Source organism: Billgrantia kenyensis (assembly GCF_013697085.1).
In the GTDB taxonomy this organism is placed as follows: Bacteria; Pseudomonadota; Gammaproteobacteria; order Pseudomonadales; family Halomonadaceae; genus Halomonas; species Halomonas kenyensis.
Map to the genome: position 1 here is coordinate 133849 of NZ_JACEFT010000003.1, position 24295 is coordinate 158143.

The 24295-nt window shown below is 65.7% G+C and carries 25 protein-coding genes; 10 read left to right on the plus strand and 15 right to left on the minus strand.

Going from position 1 to position 24295, the window contains the following annotated elements; genetic code table 11:
* Positions 1–30 precede the first annotated feature (30 nt).
* The 3 genes from dapD to H1D44_RS04455 are packed head-to-tail and all read left to right on the plus strand — an operon-like array spanning position 31 to position 2643.
* Positions 31–1056, plus strand: coding sequence for a 2,3,4,5-tetrahydropyridine-2,6-dicarboxylate N-succinyltransferase (dapD, locus tag H1D44_RS04445; protein WP_181513650.1), 1026 nt, complete (start codon positions 31–33; stop codon positions 1054–1056).
* Positions 1043–2215, plus strand: a complete 1173-nt coding sequence (dapE, locus tag H1D44_RS04450; RefSeq protein ID WP_181513651.1) for a succinyl-diaminopimelate desuccinylase — start codon at positions 1043–1045, stop codon at positions 2213–2215. Before dapD ends, dapE begins: the two co-directional genes overlap by 14 nt.
* A gap of 20 nt (positions 2216–2235) precedes the next feature.
* Positions 2236–2643: a hypothetical protein gene (locus H1D44_RS04455; protein ID WP_181513652.1), complete on the plus strand. Its 408-nt coding sequence runs from the start codon at positions 2236–2238 to the stop codon at positions 2641–2643.
* Positions 2644–2824: 181 nt separating this feature from the next.
* Here the strand turns inward: H1D44_RS04455 and H1D44_RS21155 are convergent, their stop codons facing one another.
* On the minus strand, positions 2825–3289 hold the full coding sequence (locus tag H1D44_RS21155) for a cold-shock protein (RefSeq protein WP_181513653.1): 465 nt from the start codon (positions 3287–3289) through the stop codon (positions 2825–2827).
* A gap of 50 nt (positions 3290–3339) precedes the next feature.
* On the opposite strand from H1D44_RS21155, the gene H1D44_RS04465 reads away from it, so the two are divergent.
* Positions 3340–3654, plus strand: coding sequence for a SlyX family protein (locus tag H1D44_RS04465; protein WP_338073459.1), 315 nt, complete (start codon positions 3340–3342; stop codon positions 3652–3654).
* A 174-nt stretch (positions 3655–3828) separates the two neighbouring features.
* Here the strand turns inward: H1D44_RS04465 and trxB are convergent, their stop codons facing one another.
* Together trxB and H1D44_RS04475 are read right to left on the minus strand one after the other, a co-directional pair.
* Positions 3829–4779, minus strand: coding sequence for a thioredoxin-disulfide reductase (trxB, locus tag H1D44_RS04470; RefSeq protein WP_181513654.1), 951 nt, complete (start codon positions 4777–4779; stop codon positions 3829–3831).
* A 168-nt stretch (positions 4780–4947) separates the two neighbouring features.
* Complete coding sequence (locus H1D44_RS04475) at positions 4948–5157, minus strand: zinc ribbon domain-containing protein (protein WP_181513655.1); 210 nt, start codon at positions 5155–5157, stop codon at positions 4948–4950.
* 165 nt (positions 5158–5322) lie between these two features.
* On the opposite strand from H1D44_RS04475, the gene acnA reads away from it, so the two are divergent.
* Positions 5323–8073, plus strand: a complete 2751-nt coding sequence (gene acnA / locus H1D44_RS04480) for an aconitate hydratase AcnA (RefSeq protein WP_181513656.1) — start codon at positions 5323–5325, stop codon at positions 8071–8073.
* Positions 8074–8160: 87 nt separating this feature from the next.
* Here acnA and H1D44_RS04485 read toward each other — a convergent pair whose 3' ends face one another.
* From H1D44_RS04485 to radC, 11 genes are all read right to left on the minus strand, one after another.
* Positions 8161–9837 (minus strand): NAD-dependent malic enzyme, encoded by a 1677-nt coding sequence (locus tag H1D44_RS04485; protein WP_181513657.1) that lies wholly within the window; start codon positions 9835–9837, stop codon positions 8161–8163.
* 126 nt (positions 9838–9963) lie between these two features.
* The gene (locus H1D44_RS04490; protein ID WP_181513658.1) at positions 9964–11169 is read right to left on the minus strand and encodes a YeeE/YedE family protein; all 1206 of its coding nucleotides are present in this window, start codon (positions 11167–11169) and stop codon (positions 9964–9966) included.
* Positions 11170–11297: 128 nt separating this feature from the next.
* A complete protein-coding gene (locus tag H1D44_RS04495; protein WP_181513659.1) occupies positions 11298–12323 on the minus strand; it encodes a tryptophan--tRNA ligase in 1026 nt (341 codons plus the stop codon).
* A gap of 261 nt (positions 12324–12584) precedes the next feature.
* Positions 12585–13700, minus strand: a complete 1116-nt coding sequence (gene ald, locus H1D44_RS04500; protein WP_181513660.1) for an alanine dehydrogenase — start codon at positions 13698–13700, stop codon at positions 12585–12587.
* Positions 13701–13883: 183 nt separating this feature from the next.
* A complete protein-coding gene (locus tag H1D44_RS04505) occupies positions 13884–14324 on the minus strand; it encodes an acyl-CoA thioesterase (protein WP_181513661.1) in 441 nt (146 codons plus the stop codon).
* Positions 14325–14343: 19 nt separating this feature from the next.
* The gene (locus H1D44_RS04510) at positions 14344–14658 is read right to left on the minus strand and encodes a putative signal transducing protein (RefSeq protein ID WP_181513662.1); all 315 of its coding nucleotides are present in this window, start codon (positions 14656–14658) and stop codon (positions 14344–14346) included.
* A 1-nt stretch (position 14659) separates the two neighbouring features.
* On the minus strand, positions 14660–15850 hold the full coding sequence (locus tag H1D44_RS04515; protein WP_181513663.1) for a class I SAM-dependent rRNA methyltransferase: 1191 nt from the start codon (positions 15848–15850) through the stop codon (positions 14660–14662).
* 22 nt (positions 15851–15872) lie between these two features.
* Positions 15873–16709, minus strand: coding sequence for a bifunctional DNA-formamidopyrimidine glycosylase/DNA-(apurinic or apyrimidinic site) lyase (mutM, locus tag H1D44_RS04520; RefSeq protein ID WP_181513664.1), 837 nt, complete (start codon positions 16707–16709; stop codon positions 15873–15875).
* Between the two features lie 131 nt (positions 16710–16840).
* Positions 16841–16996, minus strand: coding sequence for a 50S ribosomal protein L33 (gene rpmG, locus H1D44_RS04525; RefSeq protein ID WP_016417370.1), 156 nt, complete (start codon positions 16994–16996; stop codon positions 16841–16843).
* 25 nt (positions 16997–17021) lie between these two features.
* Positions 17022–17258 carry a 50S ribosomal protein L28 gene (gene rpmB, locus H1D44_RS04530; RefSeq protein ID WP_181513665.1) on the minus strand — a complete coding sequence of 79 codons (237 nt, stop codon included), beginning with the start codon at positions 17256–17258 and terminating at the stop codon, positions 17022–17024.
* A 363-nt stretch (positions 17259–17621) separates the two neighbouring features.
* Positions 17622–18296 carry a RadC family protein gene (gene radC / locus H1D44_RS04535; RefSeq protein WP_181513666.1) on the minus strand — a complete coding sequence of 225 codons (675 nt, stop codon included), beginning with the start codon at positions 18294–18296 and terminating at the stop codon, positions 17622–17624.
* 133 nt (positions 18297–18429) lie between these two features.
* Between radC and coaBC the strand changes: the two genes are divergently transcribed.
* The 5 genes from coaBC to slmA all read left to right on the plus strand — a co-directional run bounded on the left by coaBC (position 18430) and on the right by slmA (position 23361).
* A complete protein-coding gene (gene coaBC, locus H1D44_RS04540) occupies positions 18430–19716 on the plus strand; it encodes a bifunctional phosphopantothenoylcysteine decarboxylase/phosphopantothenate--cysteine ligase CoaBC (RefSeq protein ID WP_181513667.1) in 1287 nt (428 codons plus the stop codon).
* A gap of 32 nt (positions 19717–19748) precedes the next feature.
* Positions 19749–20225 carry a dUTP diphosphatase gene (gene dut / locus H1D44_RS04545; protein ID WP_181513668.1) on the plus strand — a complete coding sequence of 159 codons (477 nt, stop codon included), beginning with the start codon at positions 19749–19751 and terminating at the stop codon, positions 20223–20225.
* 100 nt (positions 20226–20325) lie between these two features.
* Positions 20326–21723, plus strand: a complete 1398-nt coding sequence (locus H1D44_RS04550; protein ID WP_181513669.1) for a phosphomannomutase/phosphoglucomutase — start codon at positions 20326–20328, stop codon at positions 21721–21723.
* Between the two features lie 31 nt (positions 21724–21754).
* Positions 21755–22675 carry an acetylglutamate kinase gene (gene argB, locus H1D44_RS04555; protein ID WP_181513670.1) on the plus strand — a complete coding sequence of 307 codons (921 nt, stop codon included), beginning with the start codon at positions 21755–21757 and terminating at the stop codon, positions 22673–22675.
* 71 nt (positions 22676–22746) lie between these two features.
* The gene (slmA, locus tag H1D44_RS04560) at positions 22747–23361 is read left to right on the plus strand and encodes a nucleoid occlusion factor SlmA (protein ID WP_181513671.1); all 615 of its coding nucleotides are present in this window, start codon (positions 22747–22749) and stop codon (positions 23359–23361) included.
* Positions 23362–23428: 67 nt separating this feature from the next.
* Here the strand turns inward: slmA and rpoH are convergent, their stop codons facing one another.
* The gene (rpoH, locus tag H1D44_RS04565; protein WP_181513672.1) at positions 23429–24295 is read right to left on the minus strand and encodes an RNA polymerase sigma factor RpoH; all 867 of its coding nucleotides are present in this window, start codon (positions 24293–24295) and stop codon (positions 23429–23431) included.

Genomic DNA, 24295 nt, shown 5'->3' on the forward strand with positions numbered 1-24295 from the left:
CCCCATTACCATCTAGAGCGAGGACACTTCATGCTGAGTTTTGCCTTCGGAATCGGTACCCAGAACACCCAGGGCGACTGGCTGGAAATCTACTACCCGGCGCCGCTGCTCAAGCCGGAAGCCAGCCTGGTGGAGGCCGTTGGCAAGGTGCTCGACGTCCCCGCCGGCAACAGTGCCGTGAGCTTCCTGCCGGAGCACTGCGGCAAACTGGCCGAGGCACTGCAGTCGGCAGGCCATGTGGCCCAGGCCGAGCTGGTCGAGGCGCTGGCCGCAAGCCAGCGTCCGCTGGTCGCCACCTTCCTGGAGAGCGATGCGGCTCCGCAGAGCGCACCCGAGGTCTACCTCAAGCTGCACCTGCTGTCGCACCGCCTGGTCAAGCCCCACGGCCTCGACCTTACTGGCATGTTCGGCCTGCTGCGCAACGTGGCCTGGACCAGTGAAGGCCCGATCGACATCGAGGAGCTGCCCGCCCGCCGCCTCAAGGCGCGCCTGGAGGGCCGCACCCTGTCGGTGGACTGCGTCGACAAGTTCCCCAAGATGACCGACTACGTGGTGCCCGGCGGCGTGCGCATCGGCGATACCGCGCGGGTGCGCCTGGGCGCCTACCTGGGCGAAGGCACCACCGTGATGCACGAGGGCTTCGTCAACTTCAATGCCGGCACCGAGGGGCCGGGCATGATCGAGGGGCGCATCTCGGCGGGCGTCATGGTGGGCAAGGGCTCCGACCTGGGTGGCGGCTGCTCGACCATGGGCACCCTCTCCGGCGGCGGCAATATCGTCATCAAGGTGGGCGAGGGCTGCCTGATCGGCGCCAATGCCGGTATCGGCATTCCGCTGGGCGATCGCTGCACCGTGGAGGCCGGCCTCTATCTCACCGCCGGTGCCAAGGTCACCCTGATCGACGACCAGGGCCAGGAAGTCAGGAGCGTGGCCGCCCGCGAACTGGCTGGCCAGAGCGACCTGCTGCTGCGTCGCAACTCGCAGAACGGCCGCATCGAGTGCCTGACCAACAAGAGCGCCATCGCGCTCAACGAGGCCCTGCATGCCAACGACTGACCCCCAGGGGCTCTCGCCGACGCTACAGCTCGCCTTCGAGCTGATTCGCCGGCCCTCGGTCACCCCCGATGACCTGGGCTGCCAGGCGCTCATGATCGAGCGCCTGGAGCGGCTCGGCTTTCATGTCGAGCGCCTGCCCTTCGGCGACGTGGAGAACTTCTGGGCCACCCACGGCCACCATGGCCCGGTGCTGGCCTTCGCCGGCCACACCGACGTGGTGCCCAGCGGGCCCCATGTGCACTGGGACTACCCTCCCTTCGAGCCCTGCATCGACGACGACGGCATGCTGCGCGGGCGGGGCGCCGCCGACATGAAGGGCAGCCTGGCCGCCATGCTCACCGCGGTGGAGCGCTTCGTCAGCGCCCACCCCGACCACCATGGACGCATCGCATTTCTGATCACCTCCGACGAGGAGGGTCCGGCGGTGGACGGCACCCGGGCCGTGGTCGAGCACCTGCGCGAATGCCACGAGCGACTCGACTACTGCGTCGTCGGCGAGCCCTCCTCCACCGACGTGCTGGGTGACGTGATCAAGAACGGCCGCCGTGGATCGCTGGGCGCCGTGCTGCACGTCAAGGGCAAGCAGGGACATGTGGCCTATCCGCACCTGGCACGCAACCCGATCCACCAGGCAATGCCTGCCCTGGACGCCCTGGTCCGCGAGCACTGGGACAGCGGCAACGACTTCTTCCCCGCCACCAGCTTCCAGGTCTCCAACATCCGCGCCGGTACCGGAGCCACCAACGTGATTCCCGGCGACGTGGAGGTGGTCTTCAACTTCCGCTTCTCCACCGAGGTCACTCACGAGCAGTTGCGTGAACGTACCGAGGCCATCCTCGACGCCCACGGGCTCGAGTATCAGCTGGATTGGACCCTGTTCGGCGAGCCCTTCCTGACGTCCGAGGGAGAGCTGGTGGAAGCTGCACTCCACGGCGTGGAGGCGGTACTCGGACGCCGCCCCAGCCTCTCCACCAGCGGCGGCACCTCCGACGGGCGCTTCATTGCCACCCTGGGCAGCCAGGTAGTGGAACTGGGCCCACGCAACGCCACCATCCATCAGGCCAACGAGTGCATACGGGCCGCCGATCTCGACGACCTTAGCCGGATCTACGAAGCCATCCTGGCCAAGCTCTTCGTCAACGGTACCGCTCAGCCTTGACCGCGCCGAGAGAAAACGCCATGCCAGATCCGCACGACAGCCATATGCGCTATCCGGACATCGAGGTCTACCTGCGCCAGACCCCGTTCGAGGCCATCAACGCCTGGCTCGGGGACATGCTGGATGCCGCTCCGCTGCGGGCAGCCGGACGCAACAAGTGGCAGACCCGCGGCAGCCGAGACGGCCATGCCGTCCCGGTGCTGCTGGTGGAGAAGGCGGCGGACGGATTCGCCAGCCTGTGGTTCGACAGTGCCCACACCCCCTGGCCGCGGGACACCGACTGCGCCCGGGACGCCGCCACCCGACTCGGCTGCGAGGTACGCTGCTCGCTGGGCGGCTGGCAGCCCGGCGACGATCCCGACCGCTTCTGGCAGGTGCTGCCCGACGGCCGCGAAGGCGCCATCGACTGGCCCGACTCCGGCCAGTGAGCCGAAACGACATCGCCCCGCCGAAGCGGGGCGATGGTAACCAAGCGGTGTCCACGAGAAAGAAGCTGCCGAGCGATGGCCAGGCTAGGCGGAAGGACAGCGAGAGAGCGGAGTTTACTTTAGTAAATGAGCATCTCGCGCTGTGCTTCCAACAACGCCTGGTCGAGCGCAGGCGCTTCGTTCAAGTTATTACCGTGACGTCGTCGGCCTGCAACCCCCGCTCATTCTCGATCACGTGATAGCGCACCTTCTGCCCCTCGGCCAGGGTGCGATGCCCGCGGCCGCGAATGGCGCGAAAGTGCACGAACACGTCCTCCCCACTCTCGCGCTTGATGAAGCCGTAGCCCTTGTTGACGTTGAACCACTTGACCTCGCCGATCTCGCGGTCGTCATCCTCGACCTCGGCCAGCACGGCCAGCCGGGGGCTGAAGGCATGCAGCGTCAGGGTGGCGATGAGCAGAAGCACGAAGACAGCAGCAGCGGCGGCGAGATAGACCTCCGCCACCCCGCCGACCTCGAGCGCGGTGAACAGTTGGCGTGCGGTTTCGCCTCCGACCAGCGAGACGAACAGGGCGATCAGCAGCGGTGCCGGCAGCGCCAGCAACAGGCTGATCAGCGAACAGCGAATGATAACCTTGCGATTCATGGATCCGTATTGCTCACTTGTTATGTGGAATTGATAAAGCGAGATGTCACATGACGACGCGACCCAAGGCCCCGTCGACCAATGAAGGTGTCACGATGAACAGCGACACGCAGCGCGACGATTCTAGCATGAGCCCCGAGAACGCGCTCGCCGCCCGTCTCGAGGCGCTGGAGAGCCGGATTGCCTATCAGGAGCACTGGCTGGATACACTGGACGAGGCCGTTGCCACCCAGGAGCGGCGCCTGGCCCAGCTGGAGCGAATCAATACACTGATGCAGGAGAAGCTGAGCGACCAGCAGCGGGCGCTGCAGGAAGCGGAGATGGGGGCACCGTCAGCGCAGGATGAGGTGCCACCGCACTATTGACCCGCCTAGCCAGAGATCGACGCCACCAACACAAGCGGCGCTGGGGGCAGGCCTGAGAGGGGGTCCGATGCCATGGATGGCATCGGTAGCGCCCAGGGATGGGTTCACAGCGCCCCCGAACGGGTCTGACGCCAGGAAGCCGCTGGCTCATAGCCAAGCAGCTTCCAGGTTTGTTTACAGATCGTCTAGGTAACGCTCCGCATCCAATGCCGCCATGCAACCGGTGCCGGCGGAGGTCACCGCCTGGCGGTAGACGTGATCCATCACATCGCCGGCGGCAAACACGCCGGGAATGCTGGTGGCGGTGGCATTGCCCTCGAGGCCGGACTTCACCTTGATGTAGCCGTCGTGCATCTCCAGCTGGCCCTCGAAGATGCCGGTGTTGGGGCTGTGGCCGATGGCGATGAACACGCCGGGGGCCTCGAGCTCCTTGACGCTGTCGTCGAGGGTGGAGCGGATACGCACGCCGGTCACGCCGCTGGCGTCGCCCAGCACCTCTTCCAGCACGTGGTTCCACTCGAGCACCACGTTGCCGCTCTCGGCCTTCTCGCGCAGCTTGTCCTGCAGGATCTTCTCCGCGCGCAGGCTGTCGCGGCGGTGCACCAGGGTCACCTTGGAGGCGATGTTGGAGAGGTACAGCGCCTCTTCCACGGCGGTATTGCCGCCACCCACCACCACGACCTCCTTGTTGCGATAGAAGAAACCATCGCAGGTGGCGCAGGCCGATACCCCCTGACCCATGAACTGCTGCTCCGAGGGCAACCCCAGGTAGCGGGCGCTGGCGCCGGTGGCAATGATCAGCGCATCGCAGGTGTAGCTGCCGCTGTCGCCCTTGAGGGTAAAGGGGCGGTTGCGCAGGTCCACTTCGTGGATGTGGTCGAACAGCACCTCGGTATCGAAGCGTTCGGCGTGTCGCTTCATGCGCTCCATGAGCTCGGGGCCCTGCACGCCGGCATCGTCACCCGGCCAGTTGTCGACATCGGTGGTGGTGGTCAGCTGGCCGCCGGCCTGGATACCGGTGATCAACACCGGCTTGAGATTGGCTCGCGCCGCATAGACGGCGGCAGTATAGCCGGCCGGACCGGAGCCCAGGATGATCAAGCGTTCGTGACGCGCTTCGCTCATGAAGAGACCCTCGCTACTCGAAACGGATAATTGGACATTGCGCCTCGCTGCTTGTCGTGCAAGAAACGCCGGCACATGGATGGCCGCCATTGTATCAGCACGCGTTGGCCCCGGGGTGTGTCATGTTGCCTACAAGGACGCGCACCGACACTGCCCTTCCGGTTCGAGCTACAGCACTTCGTCGTCGCGTCCCAGCGTCAGCGCCGTCAGCTCGTCATCGAGCGGCGAAACCTCGACTCTCAGCTGAATCGGCGCACAGCAGTAGGGGCAGTCTTCCCAGGTCTGGTGGCTGCCCTGGGAGGTATCCACCAGTAGATCGAAGGGCATGCTGCAGTAGGGACAGTGAACAGAATGACTGTCGAGGCGCTCTTCATGCATCCCAGAAACTCCCCGGCGCGCATCCGTCTGGACAATGCGCCATGCAAACGACTTCCATTCAGCATAGAAACCTCGGGCAGTGCTTGAAAGGGCGACCTATCATGACCATGTGAAAAAGACGAGAGTTTGAAAAGGACCGTTCTCAACCGTGACAGGAGGCCTTCAATGAGCCGTGACGAGATGCCGGATACCCTGCAGAGCCTGGAGGCGGGCGGCACCACCTATCACTACTACAGCCTGCCGAAGGCGGCCGACGCGCTGGGCAGCATCGACCGGCTGCCCAAGACGCTGAAGATCCTGCTGGAGAACCAGCTGCGCTTCGCGTCGGAGCCCAGCGTGGCGCGCGAAGACATGCAGGCACTGGTCGACTGGCAGCAGGGCGGACGCTCCAGTCGCGAGATCGGCTATCGCCCGGCGCGGGTCTTGATGCAGGACTTTACCGGCGTACCCGGCGTGGTGGACCTGGCCTCGATGCGCGCCGCGGTCGAGAAGCTCGGCGAGGAGCCGTCGCGCATCAACCCGCTCTCCCCGGTGGACCTGGTCATCGACCACTCGGTGATGGTCGACAAGTTCGGCAACCCCACCGCCTTCAAGGACAACGTCGCCATCGAGATGGAGCGCAACCGCGAGCGCTACGAATTCCTGCGCTGGGGCCAGGACGCCTTCGACAACTTCCGCGTGGTGCCGCCCGGCACCGGCATCTGCCACCAGGTCAACCTGGAGTACCTGGGCCGTACGGTGTGGACCAAGCAGGAGGACGGCAAGACCTTCGCCTACCCTGACACCCTGGTGGGCACCGACTCTCACACCACCATGATCAACGGCCTCGGCGTGCTGGGCTGGGGCGTGGGTGGCATCGAGGCCGAGGCCGCCATGCTCGGCCAGCCGGTATCGATGCTGATTCCCGAAGTGGTCGGCTTCAAGCTCACCGGCAGGCTCAAGGAAGGTATCACCGCCACCGACCTGGTGCTGACGGTGACCCAGATGCTCCGCAGCCGCGGCGTGGTGGGCAAGTTCGTCGAATTCTACGGCGACGGCCTGGCCGACCTGCCCTTGGCCGACCGCGCCACCATCGCCAACATGGCACCGGAATACGGGGCCACCTGCGGCTTCTTCCCGGTCGACGACGAGACCCTGGCCTACCTGCGCCTGACCGGCCGCGAGGATGGCCAGATCGCCCTGGTGGAAGCGTACAGCAAGGCCCAGGGGCTGTGGCGCGAGCCGGGCGACGAGCCAATCTTCAGCGACACCCTGCACCTCGACATGGGCGACGTCGAGGCCAGCCTGGCCGGCCCCAAGCGCCCCCAGGATCGCGTAGCACTGAAGGACATGAAGGCCACCTTCGAGAAGTTGATGCAGGGCGAGGAGAACGACAAGGCCCCGCCCAGCGAAGAGAAGGGCCGGCTCTTCTCCGAAGGGGGACAGACCGCCGTCGGCGTCCATGACAGCTACGAGCACCACGACAGCCAGAGCGTCGAACTGGATGGCGAGCAGTTCAGGCTCGATCCAGGTGCCGTGGTCATCGCCGCCATCACCTCCTGTACCAATACCTCCAACCCCAGCGTCATGCTGGCCGCCGGCCTGCTGGCGCGCAATGCCCATGCCAAGGGCCTTACCACCAAGCCGTGGGTCAAGACCTCACTGGCACCCGGTTCCAAGGTGGTCACCGAGTATCTCGCAGCCGGCGGCGTGCAGGGTGACCTGGACGCCCTGGGCTTTAACCTGGTGGGCTACGGCTGCACTACCTGTATCGGCAACTCCGGCCCGCTGCCACCGCCCATCGAGAAGGCGATCGAGGATGGCGACCTCACCGTGGCCTCGGTGCTCTCCGGCAACCGCAACTTCGAGGGCCGCATTCATCCGCTGGTGAAGACCAACTGGCTTGCCTCGCCGCCGCTGGTGGTGGCCTACGCCTTGGCCGGCAACGTGCGCCTGGATCTGACCCAGGACCCGCTGGGCGAGGACCGGGACGGCAACCCGGTCTACCTGCAGGATATCTGGCCCTCCCAGGCGGATATCGCCAACGCCGTGGAGAAGGTCAAGACCGAGATGTTCCGCAAGGAGTACGCCGAGGTCTTCGAGGGCGACGAGACCTGGAAGGCACTGCAGGTGCCGCAGAGCCAGGTCTACGAGTGGTCGCCCTCTTCCACCTATATCCAGCACCCGCCCTTCTTCGAGGGCATGGGCCGCGACCCGGAGCCGATCGAGGACGTCAGGGACGCCCATATCCTCGCCCTGCTGGGCGATTCGGTGACCACCGACCACATCTCGCCGGCCGGCTCGATCAAGCCCGACAGCCCTGCCGGACGCTACCTGCAGGAGCGCGGGATCAAGCCGGTGGACTTCAACTCCTACGGCTCGCGGCGCGGCAACCACGAGGTGATGATGCGCGGCACCTTCGCCAACGTGCGTATCCGCAACGAGATGCTTGATGGCGTGGTAGGCGGCGAGACCCGCCACGTGCCCTCCGGCGAGCAGATGGCGATCTACGACGCCGCCATGAAGTATCAGGAGAAAGGCACGCCGCTGGTCGTGATAGCCGGCAAGGAGTACGGCACCGGCTCGTCGCGGGACTGGGCGGCCAAGGGTACGCGGCTGCTCGGCGTGCGTGCGGTGATCGCCGAATCCTACGAGCGCATCCACCGCTCCAACCTGATCGGCATGGGCGTGGTCCCGCTGCAGTTCCCCGAGGGCGAGAGCCGCCAGACGCTCGGCATGAGCGGCGACGAGACGATCTCCATCGAGGGCCTGGCCGACCTCACCCCGGGCGGCAAGGTGACGGTCACGGTGAAGAGTGCCAAGGGCGAGAAGAAGCTCGAGGCCCTGTGTCGCATCGATACCGCCAACGAGCTGGAGTACTACCGCCACGGCGGCATCCTCCACTACGTGCTGCGGCGCATGATCGGCGCGGCGTAGGCCAGCCTCCTGCGCTCAAACGAAAGGCCCTGCCGGAATATATCCGGCAGGGCCTTTGCCATTGCAGGGGCTAGTGCTTCTGCGCTATCAGAACGAGCGGCGCCGATAGCTGCGATACTCCGGCGTCCAGCTGCTGCGCTCGATGGCCCGGCGCAGCTTGATGCCGTCGGTGCGCAGCGCCACGCCTTCCTGCTGGGCCTGGGCGGCGACATCGAAGGCGATGGACTTGGAGAGTTCGCGGATCTGCGACAGGGCCGGCAGCAATGAACCCTCGCCCTCCTTCACCAGCGGCGCCTCGCGGGCCAACGCGCGGGAGGCGGTCATCAGCATGGTATCGGTGACCCGCCGGGCGCCGCTGGCCACCACGCCCAGGCCGATACCGGGGAAGATGTAGGCGTTGTTGCACTGGGCGATGGGATAGGTCTTGCCGTCATGCTCCACCGGCGGGAACGGGCTGCCGGTTGCGACCAGCGCCTGGCCATCGGTCCACTCGATCACGTCCGCAGGCGTGGCCTCGGCGCGGGAGGTGGGGTTGGAGAGCGGCATGATCACCGGACGCTCACAGCCGGCGTGCATGGCACGGACCACGTCCTCGGAGAACAGTCCTGGCTGGCCCGAAACGCCGATCAGCACCGTGGGCTTCACGTGGCGCGCCACTTCCAGCAGCGACTGGTTCTGCCAGTCCTCGACGAGTTCCGGATCATGGGCCAGGCGGCGCTGGAAGTCGCGCAGCCATGCCTGGTCACTGGTCACCAGGCCTTCGCGGTCGACCATGTAGACCCGGCGGCGCGCCTCCTTCTCGGAGAGCCCCTCGGCCTGCATGGCTACCACCACCTGCTCGGCGATACCGCAGCCGGCAGAGCCGGCGCCGACAAAGACCACGCGCTGGTCGGCGATGGTCTCGTCGCGGGCCTGGCAGGCGGCCATCAAAGTGCCCACCGCGACCGCGGCGGTGCCCTGCACATCATCGTTGAAGCAGCACAGCTCGTCGCGATAGCGCTCCAGCAGCGGCACGGCGTTGGCCTGGGCGAAGTCCTCGAACTGCAGCAGCACGTTGGGCCAGCGCCGCTTCACAGCGGCGATGAAGTCCTCGAGGAAGGCATCGTACTCCTCCTGGGAGATACGCGGATGACGCCAGCCCATGTACATGGGGTCGTCGAGCAGGGTCTGGTTGTTGGTGCCCACGTCGAGCATGATCGGCAGCGTGTAGGCGGGGCTGATGCCGCCACAGGCGGTATACAGCGCCAGCTTGCCGATGGGGATGCCCATGCCGCCGATGCCCTGGTCGCCAAGGCCGAGGATACGCTCACCGTCAGTAACCACGATCACCTTGACCCTGTCCTTGGTGGCGCTGCGCAGGATGTCATCGATACGCTCGCGGTCCGTGTAGCTGACGAACAATCCACGGTGGCTGCGATAGATGTTGGAGAACTCCTCGCAGGCCTGCCCCACCGTGGGGGTGTAGATGATCGGCAGCATCTCCTCGAGATGCTCCATCACCATGTGATAGTAGAGCGTCTCATTGTCGTCCTGGATGGCCCGCAGGTGGATATGCCGATCAAGGTCGCTGTGGCACTGCCGGTACTGGCGGTAGGCGCGCTCCGCCTGCTCCTCGATCGACTCCACGTTCTGCGGCAGCAGGCCGATCAGGTTGAATTCGAGACGCTCCTCGCGAGTGAAGGCGCTGCCCTTGTTGAGCAGCGGCATCTCGAGCAGCGAAGGACCAGCGTAGGGAATATAAAGTGGACGTTTGCTTTCGGGCATCTCTGATCTCGATACGGTGACTGGAACCGGGCCGTAGGGAAACGCTCGACGGGCGGGTTTCCCAAAGCGCTCTGCCGGCGCTTTCCCGGCAACTCTACCACGGCTTCGCCGTCCTGGCTCACAGGCTCAGCTCGACCTGGCCCGCGCCGAGCCCCCCGGCGGGGGGCCGAAGAACAGTGGGCGCAGGCGAACCCCGGCCATGTTGCCGGCAAAGCCGGCCACCAACCATACCCAGCCGTGCAGGCTGCCCGAGGCAATGCCGCTGAAGTAGGCGCCGATGTTGCAGCCAAACGCCAGCCTCGCCCCATAGCCCAGCATCAGCCCGCCGATCACCGCTGCCATGATCGAGCCTAGCGGAATGCGCAGGGTGGGGGCGAACCGCCCAGCCAGGGTAGCGGCCATCATGGCACCGAGGATGATACCCACGTTCATCACCGAGGTGATGTCGCTCCAGATGCTGGCGCGAAGCGCCTCCGCGTTGGCCGGGCTCTGCCAATAGCTCCACTGGGTGACGTCGCCGCCGACGAACTCATAGATCTTCGCGCCCCACAGGGCGAAAGCCGAGGTGATGCCCCAGGGTCGGCCGGCCAGCGCCAGGGTAGCGAAGTTGAGCAGCGCCAGCGCCACGGCGCCCAGCAGCAGGGGCCAGGGACCGGTGAGCCAGCGGCTGTCGCGCAGGTTGAAGCGCGGTGCTTCCTCTAGCCCGCCATGGCGGCGCCTTTCCATTACCAGGGTCAGCGCTGCAATCAGCCCGAACAGCGCCAGGCTCACGCCGATGCCACCACCGGCACCGAAAACCTGCACCAGCGACACCGGCTCGAACGCCGGCAGGCTCTGCCACCAGGCGAAGTGGGCGCTGCCAATCACCGAGCCGACAATGAAGAAGATCAGGGTGATGACCATGCGGGCATTGCCACCGCCGGCGGTGAACAGGGTGCCCGAGGCGCAGCCTCCGCCGAGCTGCATGCCGATGCCGAACAGGAAGGCGCCGAACACTACCGACACGCCGATGGGCGAGACGAAGCCAGTCACGCTCTGGCCCCACAAGGTGCCCGCCCCCAGTGCGGGAAAGAACAGCAGCACGGCGATGGCCAGCATCACCATCTGAGCGCGCAGCCCGCGTCCGCGACGTTCGCTGATGAAGACCCGCCAGGCGGCGGTGAAGCCGAAGGCGGCGTGGTAGAGCGAAACCCCGAGCAAGGCGCCGACGATCATCAGCAGACCCAGGCGGGGCCCATAAGCCAGACCGATCAGCAGAGCGCCTGCCAGCAGCAGCGCCACCAGTGCCAGGGAGAACTGCCGGGGCCGTTTTGCTTCCAGTGCAGTGGCCATGTGACTCCTCCATCTTGATTCGCCCCTGCAGCTTGGCAAGTTCGGCCGCAGTCCGCCAGCGTGCACACAACACAACGGGGCGCCCTCAGGCGCCCCGTTCAGTTCCCTTCCAGGTCAAGTTTCGAAGGCTAGACGAAACGTCCCAGGCCCACGGCCTGGCGCAGTCTATCCATGAATGGCGCGGCCTCGGCGCGGGCCCGCTCGGCGCCCTTGAGCAACACGCTCTCGATGTGGCCGGGGTCCTCCATCAGCGCCTGGTAGCGCTCTCGCGGTTCGCGCAGCTGAGTGTCGAGCTGCTCGAACAGGCGGTTCTTGACCTCGCCCCAGCCGATGCCGTTGGCGTACTCGGCACGCATCGCTTCGCGCTCTTCGCGGCTGGCGAAGGCGGAGTAGATCTGGAACAGGGTGCAGCCTTGCGGATCCTTGGGCTCGCCGGGCTCCAGCGAGTTGGTCTTGATCTTGCGCACCAGCTTGAGCAGCTTCTTTTCCGAAACGAACAGCGGAATGGTGTTGTTGTAGCTCTTGGACATCTTGCGCCCGTCGAGACCGTTGAGCACCGCCACCTCGTCGTCGACCACCGCCTCGGGCAGGGTAAAGTATTCGCCCTTGAACAGGTGGTTGTAGCGTCCGCCGATGTCGCGGGCCATCTCGATGTGCTGGATCTGGTCGCGACCCACCGGCACCTTGTGGGCGTTGAACATGAGGATGTCGGCGGCCATCAGCACCGGGTAGCCGAACAGGCCCATGGTGATGCCCTTGTCGGGGTCCTGGTTGCCGGCGGCTTCGTTCTCGGCCACCGCTGCCTTGTAGGCGTGGGCGCGATTCATCAGGCCCTTGGCGCACACGCAGGAGAGCATCCAGGTGAGCTCGGGGATCTCGGGAATGTCCGACTGGCGGTAGAAGATGGCGTTATCGGTATCGAGCCCGAGCGCCAGCCAGGTGGCGGCGATCTCCAGGCGCGACTCCTGAACCCGCTTCGGATCCTGGCACTTGATCAGTGCGTGCAGGTCGGCGAGAAAGTAGTAGGACTGCACGCTCGGGTCCTGGCTCGCGGCGATGGCGGGCTTGATGGCGCCGACGTAGTTGCCGAGGTGCGGGGTACCGGTGGTAGTGATACCGGTGAGAACGCGTGTCTTCTGGGAAGCTGCACTCATGGGAAAGCGGACTCTGCTTGTCGGAAATGCCCGCTATGGTAACGCGAGGGGGCGGTCAAGGCGACCTGGCCGAGACCACCCCCGAAAAGAGATTCCTCATGGCCGTGAGACGTTGCGACGAGCGGAAGGGTCCCGGCGACAGGCGCTACGCGGAGACACTGTAAACCCATCCCTGGGCGCTACATTCTTCATCCATGAAGAATGATCTCCGCTTCGACCTGTCCCCGGACCCTAACTCGACGCCCTAGGATACCTCAGTCTTCATCGCACCAGAGTGGCGGGATCGACGCTTTCCAGGCCAAAGGCCTCGGCCACGGCGCGGTAGGCGATCTGCCCGTCGTGGACGTTGAGCCCGGGCAGGAAGTGGGCATCGTCGGCCAGCGCCCGCTTCCAGCCCTTGTCGGCCAGGGCGATGACGAACGGCAGGGTGGCGTTGGTCAGCGCCTGGGTCGAGGTACGCGCCACCGCGCCCGGCATATTGGCCACGCAGTAGTGGACGATACCGTCGACGATATAGGTCGGCTCGGCATGGGTGGTGGGCTTGCTGGTCTCGAAGCAGCCGCCCTGGTCGATGGCGACGTCCACCAGCACGCTGCCGGGTTTCATGTCGGCGAGCATGGCCCGGGTAATCAGCTTGGGCGCGGCGGCGCCGGGAATCAGCACGGCACCCACGATCAGGTCGCTCTCGCGCACCGCCTCGTCGATGGCGTCGGCAGTGGAGAATACGGTCTTCATGCGACCCTGGTAGCGTTCGTCGAGCACTTCGAGACGTGGAATCGACTTGTCCAGCACGGAGACTTCGGCACCCAGCCCCAGCGCCATGCGCGCGGCGTTCTCGCCCACCACGCCGCCGCCGATGACTGTCACCTTGCCCGGTGCCACGCCAGGCACGCCGGGCAGCAGCACGCCGGAACCGCCCTGGGCCTTCTCCAGGCTGTGAGCGCCGGCCTGAATGGCCATGCGACCCGCCACGGTGCTCATCGGCGCCAGCAGCGGCAGGCCGCCCTGCCGGTCCGTCACGGTCTCGTAGGCAATGCAGGTGACACCGCTTTTCATCAGTTCGCGGGTCAATTTCTCCTCGGCCGCCAGATGAAGATAAGTAAACAAGACCTGGCCCTTGCTCAGGTGAGGCAGCTCTTCCGGCTGCGGCTCCTTGACCTTGAGGATCAGCTCGGCCTCGCCCCATAGGGTATCGACGTTCGCTTCGAGCCGGGCGCCAGCCGCTTCGTAATCGGCATCGGAGAAACCCGCTCCCTCTCCGGCACCCACTTGAACGGTCACCGAATGGCCGCGCGTCGCCAGCTCCCGCGCCCCGGCGGGAGTCAGGGCGACGCGATACTCATGGTTCTTGATTTCCTTCGGCACGGCGATCTGCATGGGTTACCTCCTGCGGCACTCTTGTTAGGTATCGTTCTTGTCAGGGGATCGTCACGCCCATTACAGCACAGTCAGTCCATACACGAAGTACCAACGACAAAGAACGGCAAAAATTTATTCGCAAGGCAAGATCAGCAGAAAATCGTTGTTTTTTAAGAGTGTGATGACCAAAAAATCACGGCCTCACTCGGCCACGAGCGCTCCCCCGTAGATCGCCACGTACTCCTCGGGCAGGCGGCGTGGCCGCCCGCTGGAGAGCTCGATACAGGCGAAGCGGGTGCGAGCACGCAGCAGAGTGCGACCGTCGGCGGGCCGTACGAGCTGGAAGCGGCGGGTCAGGGTCAGGCGGCCGTCGCAGCCGACGATCCAGGTGGCGAGCGCCAGGCGATCGCCCTCGAAAGCAGGCGCCAGGTAGTCGAGTTCGTGGCGGTGCACGGCCATGGCCCGATCCAGCTCACGATAGCGAGCCAGATCGAGGCCGAGATGCTCCGAATGCGCCCAGCTCACCTGCTCGACCCAGCGCAGGTAGGCAGCATTGTTGGCGTGACCGTACTCGTCGATGGCCGAGGCCTGCACCTCGAGGTCGATCACGAACGGTTCGGGAAGGTCCCACTCCTGGGTCATGGTGCGCTCCCTTGCAGGTTCAGGTTTTGGTCGTGCCGCAGCGCCAGCAGGTATCGAAGACGCCCTCCAGCGCTTCGCCGCAGTTGGGACAGGTCCAGCCAGGCTCATTGCCGGAATCGGCCATGGCCTGGTGAATCAGCGCCTCGGCGCGCTCACGGTTGTGCGCCGCCACCCACACCTCGGGTTCGCACTCGCCCAGGGGCAGCTCACCCGCACCGCCGCCCAGCACCATGTTGCGCAGCTCCACGGGAATGCCCGCCGCGTCCAGCACGTTGCGCACGTGGCTGACCAGCAGCGCATTGGAGTGGGCGAAGACGCGGACATAGCCTGACATATCAGTCCCTGAAGACCCTGACGCCAAGCGCTTTCAGATAAGCAGTCTCAGGAATCGCCGGATGCACCGGATGGTCCGCCGCCTGGTGTCCCTGATAGACGATCTGACCGTGGCGGTCCTGATGGCGCACTGCACCGCGCACCACTTCCACCAGACGCTCGGGGGCCAGATGCATCGAACAGGAAGCCGAGAGCAACAGGCCGTCGCGTCCCAGCAGCCGCATCGCTTCGCGGTTGAGCCTGGCGTAGGCGCGCTCGCCGTTGGAGATGTCCTTGCGCTTCTTGATGAAGGCCGGCGGATCGAGGATCACCACGTCGAACTGCTCGCCGTCGGCCTTGAGGGCGGCCAAGGCCTCGAAGGCATCGGCCTCGCCCACCGCCACCTGTTCGTGCAGGCCGTTGAGCGCCGCGTTCTCGGCCACTCGCTCCAGGGCCTGGGCGCTGGCGTCCACGCACAGCACCTCGCGGGCACCGTGAGCCGCCGCCTGCACGCCCCAGCCGCCGATGTAGCTGAACAGGTCCAGCACCCGCTTGCCAGCCACCAGGCCATTGAGCCAGGCGCGGTTGGTGCGATGGTCGAAGAACCAGCCGGTCTTTTGGCCGTCGAGTACCGGTGCATGAAAACGCACGCCGTTCTCTTCCATCGGCACCGGGCCGTCGAGCTCACCCTTGGCAATGGTGACCTGACGCTCCAGCTGCTCCTGGCGACGCCCGGAGGAATCGTTCTTGAACACGATGACCCGCGGCGACAGCACCTTGTCCAACGCGGCCACGACCTCCTCGGCCAGGCGCTCCATGCCCAGGGTGTTGAGCTGCACCACCACCACATCGTCGAAGCGGTCCACCACCAGCCCCGGCAGCAGGTCACCCTCGCCGTGCACCAGCCGGTAGAACGGCTTGGCGTAGAGGCGTTGGCGCAGCGACAGCGCCTGGTTGAAGCGATGCACCAGCAGCGAACGGTCGAGGCGCATGCCGGGGTCGCGAGACACCACCCGGGCACAGATCAACGAGTTGGGGTTGACGTAGGCCACACCCATGGCCTTGCCGTTGGCGGCCTCGACGACCACCTGGGCCCCCGGCTCGAGCCCCTTGAGCGGCGTCGCCTCGATGTCGACCTCGTTGGAGTAGAGCCACAGGTGACCGGCCTTGAGGCGGCGGTCGGCGTTCTTCTTGAGGCGCAGGGTCTGGGTCATGGTCGGTCTCGTGGAATGGGGGTCATTTTTGACAGATAGGGCAGAACACACTGGCCCGCTGGCCCAGCGTCACCAGCCGCAGCTCGCCGTTGCAGCGACGGCAGCCCTGGCCGTGACGACCGTATACATTGAGACGCTGCTTGAAGTAGCCCGGTTCGCCGGTGCCGCTGACGAAGTCGCGCAGCGTCGTCCCGCCTTGAGTGATGGCTGCGGCCAGCACCTCGCGAACGGCTGCCGCCAGGCGCGCGTAGCGCTCGAGCGAGATGCGCCCCGCTGCCCGGCGCGGATCGATGCCGGCCAGGAACAGCGCCTCGCTGGCGTAGATGTTACCCACGCCCACCACCACGGCATTGTCCATCAGGAACGGCTTGACTGCCATGCGCCGGCCCCGGGAGAGCCGGTAGAGGCGTTCGCCGTCGAAGGCATCCGACAGTGGCTCGGGCCCCAGGTTCGCCAGCCGTGGGTCGCGCTCGGCGCTGCCCGCCAGCCAGTCGACGAAGCCGAAGCGGCGCGGATCGTGGTAACGCAGGATGGCGCCGTCGTCGAACACCAGGTCGACGTGGTCGTGCTTCTTCGGCAGCTCACCCAGGCGAGCGATGCGCAGGCTGCCCGACATGCCCAGGTGCCAGATCAGCGTGCCGGCACCCTCCTCCTCGCAGCCGCCTTCGATCGACAGCAGCAGGTACTTGGCCCGGCGCGCGATGGAGCCGATGCGCGAGCCCACCAGGCGGTCGATGAAGTCCTCGGGCACCGGTACGCGCAGGCGTGGCTGGCGCACGATCGCCTCGACGATCTCGCGCCCCTCCACGTGGGGGGCAATGCCGCGCCGGGTGGTCTCGACTTCGGGAAGCTCGGGCATGGTGAAAAATCCCGGAAATAGATACGCCTGAACCCGGTAAAAACCGGGTTCAGGAGGACAGGTCTTGCTACCTGCGGCTGGAAGCCGTCAAGTCGCCAGGGTCGCCCGCCAGCGGCGGACGCCGGGTCGGCTTACTTGATCTTGGCTTCCTTGTACATCACGTGCTTGCGGACGACCGGATCGTACTTCTTGAATTCGAGCTTGTCCGGGGTGTTCCGCTTGTTCTTGTCAGTGGTGTAGAAGTGGCCGGTACCGGCACTGGACACCAGCTTGATCTTGTCACGCATGACTGCTTACTCCCTGATTGGTCGCTTAGACGGCTTCGCCGCGCTTGCGAATGTCGCTGAGCACCGCGTCGATGCCCTTCTTGTCGATGATGCGCATGCCCTTGGAGGAGACCCGCAGCTTGACGAAGCGGTTCTCGGACTCCACCCAGAAACGGTGGCTGTGCAGGTTCGGCAAGAAACGACGACGGGTCTTGCGCTGGGAGTGTGAAACGTTGTTACCAGTTACCGGACGCTTGCCGGTAACCTGACATACTTTGGACATGGGAGCCTCCAACCGCTTGGCCAGGTGGTCAAACCTGTGTGTTCAAAACCTGTCGGGCAAACCGGGAACGACCCCGTTGTCATTTGACCCAAGGGAATTCAAAGGCTGCACTTTATAGCAGAGTGCACCCCTACAGGCAACAAGTAGCCGCATATTCTACACTGCTTGCCCCCTATCCCCGCAAGCTTTCATGAGCAGTCGCACTTCCACCACAAACAATGGGCCTTCTCCACCCAGCCAGAGAACCGAGCGAGCGAAGGCCAGGCTAGGCGAACCTTGCTGAGCAAGCGGAGTTTAGTGGGCTAAATGAGCATTGCGAAGCAAGGTTCAACGCCGCATGGCCGAGCACAGCCGGTTCCCCACCTAAATCCACCCTCTTTCGGCAAATGAGACAACCTCTCCGTCACCCACGACGAAGTGATCCAGCACGCGGATCTCGAACAGCGAGAGCGCCTCGCGCAGCCGCTCGGTGATGCGCCGGTCGGCGTCACTGGGCTCGGCCACGCCGGAGGGGTGGTTGTGGGCGAAGATGATCGCCCCGGCGCCCAGCTCCAGCGCGCGTCGCGCCACCTCACGGGGATAGACCGAGGCGCTGTCCAGGGTGCCGCGGAACAGCGACTCGAAGCGGATCACCCGGTGCTGAGTGTCAAGGAACAGCGCGGCGAACTCCTCGTGGCCCAGGTGACGCAATTGGGTGGCCAGATAGGCACGCACCAGGGTCGGGGAGGTCAGCGCATTGCCGCGAGCGAGCTGGGCCGCCAGGTGGCGCTTCGACAATTCAAGGGTGGCCTGCAACTGCACGAACTTGGCCGTGCCCAGGCCGCGCTCGGCACAGAAGCGCGCCTGATCGGCCTCGAGCAGCTGGCGCAGCCCGCCGAACGAACCCAGCAGGTCGCGGGCCAGGTCCACGGCCGAACGCCCTGACACCCCAACGCGCAGGAAGATCGCCAACAGCTCGGCGTCAGACAGCGCCTCGGCGCCCAGCGCCAGCAATTTTTCCCGCGGGCGCTCGCCCTCCGGCCAGTTGCGAATCGACATCCTGTGTCTCCTTGCCAAGCTTCCCTGGTTGGTAAAGCCCCTCATTCTAAACGAACTGCCCGGCAGGCGGCGGCTGCGCAACTTCAACGGCAGTGGTAAGGTAGGCGGTCGAGTTCCAGTTCAGGAAATGACCATGACGAGGCTGTCCGCCAGTCGGCTCGCCGGCCGACGCATCCTGCTCGGCATCAGTGCCGGCATCGCCGCCTACAAGAGCGCCCAGCTCGCCCGGCTGCTCAAGCAGGCGGGGTGCGAGGTCCGCGTGGTCATGACCGAGGGCGCCCAGGCCTTCATTACACCACTGACGCTGCAGGCACTTACCGGCGAGCCGGTGCGCACCTCACTGCTCGACCCCGAGGCCGAGGCCGGCATGGGCCACATCGAGCTGGCCCGCTGGGCCGACGTCATCCTGATCGCCCCGGCCACCGCCGACCTGATGGCGCGGCTGGCCCAAGGCATGGCCGATGACCTGCTCACCACCCTGTGCCTGGCCAGCGAAGCCGAGAAAGTCATGGCGCCGGCCATGAACCAGGCCATGTGGCGGCATGTCGCCACCCAGCGCAACGCCGCCCGCCTGGCGCAGGACGGCTGGCAACTGCTGGGGCCGGACAGCGGCGACCAGGCCTGCGGCGACGTGGGCCCGGGACGCATGCTCGAGCCCGAGACCATCATGACCCGGCTCATCCAGCCACTCGGCGAGGCGCCCCGGGACCTGCCCCCCTCGTCGGCGGATGCGCCGGCACGAGGCCTGCATGTGGTGATCACCGCCGGTCCCACCCGTGAGCCCCTCGATCCGGTGCGCTACCTCTCCAATCACAGCTCGGGAAAGATGGGCTTTGCCCTGGCGACTGCCGCCGCCGAACTCGGCGCCAAGGTCACCCTGATCAGCGGGCCGGTCAGCCTGCCGACACCCGAAGGCGCGACACGCATCGACGTCGAGACGGCACTGGAGATGCACGAGGCGAGCCGCCGGCTTGCCGAAGCGTGCGACCTTTTCATCGGCTGCGCCGCCGTGGCGGACTATCGTGCCGAGGCGCCGGCGGAGCACAAGATCAAGAAGACCGAGGGTGAGGACGACCTGACCCTGAGGCTGGTCAAGAACCCCGATATCATCGCCGATATTGCTGCCGAGCGGGACACGAGGAACGGTCGCCCCTTCGTGGTGGGCTTTGCCGCCGAAACTCGCGATCTCGAGGCCTACGCCCGCGACAAGCTCGAGCGCAAGCGCCTCGACATGATCGTCGCCAACGACGTCTCTGCCGCCGGCCTGGGCTTTGGCTCCGATGACAACGCCGCCCTGCTGATGTGGCGCGACGGCGATGGTGAAGGCGGGGAAAGCCTGCCGCCACAGCCCAAGGCCCAGCTGGCCAGGGCGATCCTCGAGCGGGCGCTCGGCTGCCTGCCGACCCGCCCGGTCCATTGACGAAACGACCCACGCAACCCGACGGAACGACCATGTCCCAGCCAGACAAGCCATCCGCACGCCCCCGCCTCGAGGTCAAGGTGCTCGACGCGCGGCTGCACGACTACATGCCCAATTACGCCACCCTGGGCTCCGCCGGCATGGACCTGCGCGCCCTGCTCGAGGCACCGCTGACTCTCGAGCCCGGCCAATGCGAGCTGATCCGCACCGGGCTTGCCATCCATATCGGCGACCCGGGGCTGGCCGGGCTGATCCTGCCGCGCTCAGGCCTCGGCCACAAGCACGGTATCGTGCTGGGCAACCTGGTAGGACTGATCGACTCCGACTACCAGGGCGAGCTGATGATCTCCACCTGGAACCGCGGCAACGCCCCTTTCGTGCTGGAGCCCTTCGAGCGACTGGCCCAGTATGTATTGGTACCGGTGGTTCAGGCCGAGCTGCAGATCGTCGATGACTTCGAGGCCAGCCTGCGCGGCGCGGGCGGCTTCGGCAGCTCGGGACGCCAATGATGAGCACCTCGACGCTGCCGCAAGACCCACGGAACGGGCCCTGCGGCAGGGTTTTCGCAACCAGGCACATGAATTCACACCTGTCTGACAAGGAACCGTTATGAGCCAAGCCACGAACAGTACCGTACCGGCCTCTATCTTCCGCGCCTACGACATTCGCGGCATCGTCGACGACACCCTCAGCGAGGAAACCGTCGAAAAGATCGGCCGCGCCATCGGCTCGGAAGCCGCGGCGCGCAACGAGTCCACCGTGGTGGTGGCCCGCGACGGCCGGCTCTCCGGCCCGCGGCTGAGCGAGGCGCTCATGCGCGGCCTGACCGCCGCCGGACGCGACGTCATCGACATCGGCATGGTGCCCACCCCCGTGCTCTACTTCGCCACTCACCTGCTCGAGGGCACCGCCTCGGGCGTGATGGTCACCGGCAGCCACAACCCGCCCGACTACAACGGCTTCAAGATCGTGCTGGGCGGCGAGACCCTCTCCGGCGAGGCGATCACGGCGCTCTACCGCCGCATCGAATCCGGCGACCTGGAGCAAGGCCAGGGCAGCGTGCGCCAGGAGGATGTACGCGATGCCTACCTCGAACGTATTGTCGGCGACGTCACGCTTGACCGCCCGATCAAGGCCGTGGTGGATTGCGGCAACGGCGTGGCCGGCGAACTGGGACCCAAGCTGATCGAGAAGCTCGGTGCCGAGACGATTCCGCTGTTTGCCGAGATCGACGGCAACTTCCCGAACCATCATCCCGATCCCGGCAAACTCGAGAACCTGCAGGACGTGATCCGCACGGTGAAGGAAACCGGCGCCGACATCGGCCTGGCCTTCGACGGTGACGGCGACCGCCTCGGCGTGGTCACGCCTAGCGGCGAGCTGATCTATCCGGACCACCTGATGATGGCGTTCGCCGAGGACATGCTGTCGCGCAACCCGGGCGCCCGGGTGATCTTCGACGTCAAGTGCACCGGCAACCTGGCCCAGGTGGTCGAGCAGGCCGGCGGCACCCCGGAGATGTGGCGTACCGGCCACTCGCTGATCAAGGCGCGCATGAAGGAAACCGGCGCCCAGCTCGCCGGCGAGATGAGCGGCCACATCTTCTTCCAGGAGCGCTGGTACGGCTTCGACGACGGCATCTATGGCGCCGCCCGGCTGCTGGAGATTCTCTCCAAGCAGGACCAGGACGCCGACACCTTCTTCGCCCGCTACCCGCAGGATATCGGCACGCCCGAGATCAACGTCCACGTCACCGACGAGAACAAGTTCGAGCTGGTCGACAAGCTGGCCCGGCAGGGCGACTTCGGCGACGATGGCGTCAAGACCACCCTCGACGGCATCCGCGTCGACTACCCGGACGGCTGGGGCCTGTGCCGCGCCTCCAACACCACGCCGGTGCTGGTCCTGCGCTTCGAGGGCAAGAGCGACGCGGCGCTCGAACGTATCCGCCACTGCTTCGCCGACGCCCTCAAGCAGGTCGACCCGGCGCTGACGCTGCCAAGCTGACGGCAGCGCCTCGTTCATTGAAGGAAGGACCATGACCGAAACGACTCGTGACCCGCGGCTGGTAGTGGAAGTGCTCTCCGAAGCACTTCCCTATATCCAGCGCTTCACCGGCAAGACCGTCGTCGTCAAGTACGGCGGCAATGCCATGACGGAAGACACCCTGATCGACTCCTTCGCGCGCAACATGGTGTTGATGAAGGAGGTGGGCATCAACCCCGTGGTGGTGCACGGCGGCGGGCCGCAGATCGGCGATCTGCTCAAGAAGCTCAGCATCGAGTCGCGTTTCGTCAACGGCATGCGGGTCACCGACTCGCAGACCATGGACGTGGTCGAGATGGTTCTCGGCGGGCTGGTCAACAAGGGGATCGTCAACCTGATCAATCAGTGCGGCGGCAAGGCGATCGGCCTTACCGGCAAGGACGGCGCCCAGATCCGTGCTCGCCAGCTCAAGGTGGAGCACCAGACCCCCGAGATGACCGCCCCCGAGATCATCGACATCGGCCACGTGGGCGAGGTGGAGCATGTCTCCACCGATCTCATCGAGATGCTCGCCGAGCGTGACTTCATTCCGGTCATAGCGCCGATCGGGGTCGACGCCGAGGGCCACAGCTACAACATCAACGCCGACCTGGTAGCAGGCAAGGTGGCCGAAGCGCTGGGGGCGGAGAAGCTGATGTTGCTGACCAACGTGGCCGGCCTGATGAACGCCGAGGGCGAGGTGCTGACCGGGCTGACCACCACCCAGGTGGACGAACTGATCAGCGACGGTACCATTCATGGTGGTATGCTACCCAAGATTCGCTGTGCCCTCGAGGCCGTCAAGGGGGGCGTGCGCAGCGCTCACATCATCGACGGGCGCGTGCCACACGCCACGCTGCTGGAGATATTCACCAACGCCGGGGTGGGCACCCTGATTACCGATGCCGCCCAACAAGGGAACGATAACGCCTGAGGGGTCTTTTCACCCGCGACATGCCGGGCGGAGGCCAAAGGCCATCCAATAACCAGAAGACATACTTCAACATGACGCAGGCAACACCGATATCAAGCCGGCGCGAGCAGATCTTGCAGGCGCTTGCCCTGATGCTGGAAGAAGACAGCGGCAAGCGCATCACCATCGCCGCACTGGCGCGCCAGGTGGGCGTTTCCGAAGCCGCGCTCTACCGCCACTTTCCGAGCAAGGCACGCATGTTCGAGGGGCTGATCTCGTTCATCGAGGAAACCCTGTTCGAACGCATCAACCGGATCCTCGAAGAGGCCCGGGAAGCCGTGCCGCGCTGCGGACAGATCCTCGTATTGCTGCTGGCCTTCGCCGAGAAGAACCCAGGCCTTTCACGCTTGCTGGAGGGGGACGTGCTGACCGGCGAGACTGCCCGTCTGCGACTGCGCATCCACCAGCTGTTCGAGCGCGTGGAAACCCAGCTCAAGCAGATCCTGCGCGAGGCGGAGCTCCATGAACGGCGTCGTACCGTGCTGCCGGTGTCGGCCACCGCCAACTTGCTGATGGCCGTAGCAGAGGGGCGCATCTCGCAGTACGTGCGCAGCGACTTCCAGCGCCGCCCCACCGAGCACTGGGACGACCAGTGGGCCTTGCTCTCGGCCCAGCTGATGCGCGCGCCGATCACCCAGAGCGCCTAGTTCCCGAGCAATACGCAAAAGCCCCGGTTCACGGAACCGGGGCTTCCTGATTGACACGCCAACAGGATCAGGCGGCCAGGGCGTCGCCCAGCTGCTGGCGAATCTTCTTCATGGCGTTCTTCTCGAGCTGGCGAATACGCTCGGCGGAGACGCCGTAGACGTCGGCCAGCTCGTGCAGGGTGGCCTTGTCTTCGGCCAGCCAGCGGCGCTGCAGAATATCGCGGGAGCGCTCGTCAAGCGCCTCCAGCGCCACCTTCAGGCGGCGGTTGGCGTCGTCCTCCCAGTCACTGTCCTCGAGCTGGGTGGCGGGATCGGCCCCGGCGTCATCCAGGTAGTGGACCGGCGCCTGGTAGACCGCATCCTCGTCATCGCTAGGCGAGGCGTCGAAACCGGCATCGTGAGCCGAGAGCCGGCCTTCCATCTCGCGCACCACCTCGGGCTTGACGTCGAGATCGCGGGCGATGGCATCGACCTCGTCGTTGTTGAGCCAGGCCAGGCGCTTCTTGGCGCTACGCAGATTGAAGAACAGCTTGCGCTGGGCCTTGGTGGTGGCGATCTTGACAATGCGCCAGTTGCGCAGCACGAACTCGTGGATCTCGGCCTTGATCCAGTGTACGGCGAAGGAGACCAGCCGAACCCCCTGGTTGGGATCGAAGCGCTTGACGGCCTTCATCAGACCGACGTTGCCTTCCTGGATCAGGTCGGCCTGGGGGAGGCCGTAGCCGGAGTAGCTGCGCGCGATGTGAACGACGAAGCGCAGATGCGACAGCACCAGGCGACGCGCCGCCTCCAGGTCGCCCTCGTCATGAAGGCGGAAGGCGAGCTCGCGCTCTTCCTCAGCGGTGAGCATGGGGATGCCGTTGACCGCCTGGATGTACCCGTTGAGGTCATGCCCCGGGGAGAGCTGACCCACCGGTAGAAGACTGGTGCTCAT

What these genes read in the sequence shown, in the direction of transcription:
- dapD (WP_181513650.1), top strand. Translation starts at nt 31, where the DNA reads ATGCTGAGTTTTGCCTTCGGAATCGGTACCCAGAACACCCAGGGCGAC.
- dapE (WP_181513651.1), top strand. Translation starts at nt 1,043, where the DNA reads ATGCCAACGACTGACCCCCAGGGGCTCTCGCCGACGCTACAGCTCGCC.
- H1D44_RS04455 (WP_181513652.1), top strand. Translation starts at nt 2,236, where the DNA reads ATGCCAGATCCGCACGACAGCCATATGCGCTATCCGGACATCGAGGTC.
- H1D44_RS21155 (WP_181513653.1), bottom strand. Translation starts at nt 3,289, where the DNA reads ATGAATCGCAAGGTTATCATTCGCTGTTCGCTGATCAGCCTGTTGCTG.
- H1D44_RS04465 (WP_338073459.1), top strand. Translation starts at nt 3,340, where the DNA reads ATGACGACGCGACCCAAGGCCCCGTCGACCAATGAAGGTGTCACGATG.
- trxB (WP_181513654.1), bottom strand. Translation starts at nt 4,779, where the DNA reads ATGAGCGAAGCGCGTCACGAACGCTTGATCATCCTGGGCTCCGGTCCG.
- H1D44_RS04475 (WP_181513655.1), bottom strand. Translation starts at nt 5,157, where the DNA reads ATGCATGAAGAGCGCCTCGACAGTCATTCTGTTCACTGTCCCTACTGC.
- acnA (WP_181513656.1), top strand. Translation starts at nt 5,323, where the DNA reads ATGAGCCGTGACGAGATGCCGGATACCCTGCAGAGCCTGGAGGCGGGC.
- H1D44_RS04485 (WP_181513657.1), bottom strand. Translation starts at nt 9,837, where the DNA reads ATGCCCGAAAGCAAACGTCCACTTTATATTCCCTACGCTGGTCCTTCG.
- H1D44_RS04490 (WP_181513658.1), bottom strand. Translation starts at nt 11,169, where the DNA reads ATGGCCACTGCACTGGAAGCAAAACGGCCCCGGCAGTTCTCCCTGGCA.
- H1D44_RS04495 (WP_181513659.1), bottom strand. Translation starts at nt 12,323, where the DNA reads ATGAGTGCAGCTTCCCAGAAGACACGCGTTCTCACCGGTATCACTACC.
- ald (WP_181513660.1), bottom strand. Translation starts at nt 13,700, where the DNA reads ATGCAGATCGCCGTGCCGAAGGAAATCAAGAACCATGAGTATCGCGTC.
- H1D44_RS04505 (WP_181513661.1), bottom strand. Translation starts at nt 14,324, where the DNA reads ATGACCCAGGAGTGGGACCTTCCCGAACCGTTCGTGATCGACCTCGAG.
- H1D44_RS04510 (WP_181513662.1), bottom strand. Translation starts at nt 14,658, where the DNA reads ATGTCAGGCTATGTCCGCGTCTTCGCCCACTCCAATGCGCTGCTGGTC.
- H1D44_RS04515 (WP_181513663.1), bottom strand. Translation starts at nt 15,850, where the DNA reads ATGACCCAGACCCTGCGCCTCAAGAAGAACGCCGACCGCCGCCTCAAG.
- mutM (WP_181513664.1), bottom strand. Translation starts at nt 16,709, where the DNA reads ATGCCCGAGCTTCCCGAAGTCGAGACCACCCGGCGCGGCATTGCCCCC.
- rpmG (WP_016417370.1), bottom strand. Translation starts at nt 16,996, where the DNA reads ATGCGTGACAAGATCAAGCTGGTGTCCAGTGCCGGTACCGGCCACTTC.
- rpmB (WP_181513665.1), bottom strand. Translation starts at nt 17,258, where the DNA reads ATGTCCAAAGTATGTCAGGTTACCGGCAAGCGTCCGGTAACTGGTAAC.
- radC (WP_181513666.1), bottom strand. Translation starts at nt 18,296, where the DNA reads ATGTCGATTCGCAACTGGCCGGAGGGCGAGCGCCCGCGGGAAAAATTG.
- coaBC (WP_181513667.1), top strand. Translation starts at nt 18,430, where the DNA reads ATGACGAGGCTGTCCGCCAGTCGGCTCGCCGGCCGACGCATCCTGCTC.
- dut (WP_181513668.1), top strand. Translation starts at nt 19,749, where the DNA reads ATGTCCCAGCCAGACAAGCCATCCGCACGCCCCCGCCTCGAGGTCAAG.
- H1D44_RS04550 (WP_181513669.1), top strand. Translation starts at nt 20,326, where the DNA reads ATGAGCCAAGCCACGAACAGTACCGTACCGGCCTCTATCTTCCGCGCC.
- argB (WP_181513670.1), top strand. Translation starts at nt 21,755, where the DNA reads ATGACCGAAACGACTCGTGACCCGCGGCTGGTAGTGGAAGTGCTCTCC.
- slmA (WP_181513671.1), top strand. Translation starts at nt 22,747, where the DNA reads ATGACGCAGGCAACACCGATATCAAGCCGGCGCGAGCAGATCTTGCAG.
- rpoH (WP_181513672.1), bottom strand. Translation starts at nt 24,295, where the DNA reads ATGAGCACCAGTCTTCTACCGGTGGGTCAGCTCTCCCCGGGGCATGAC.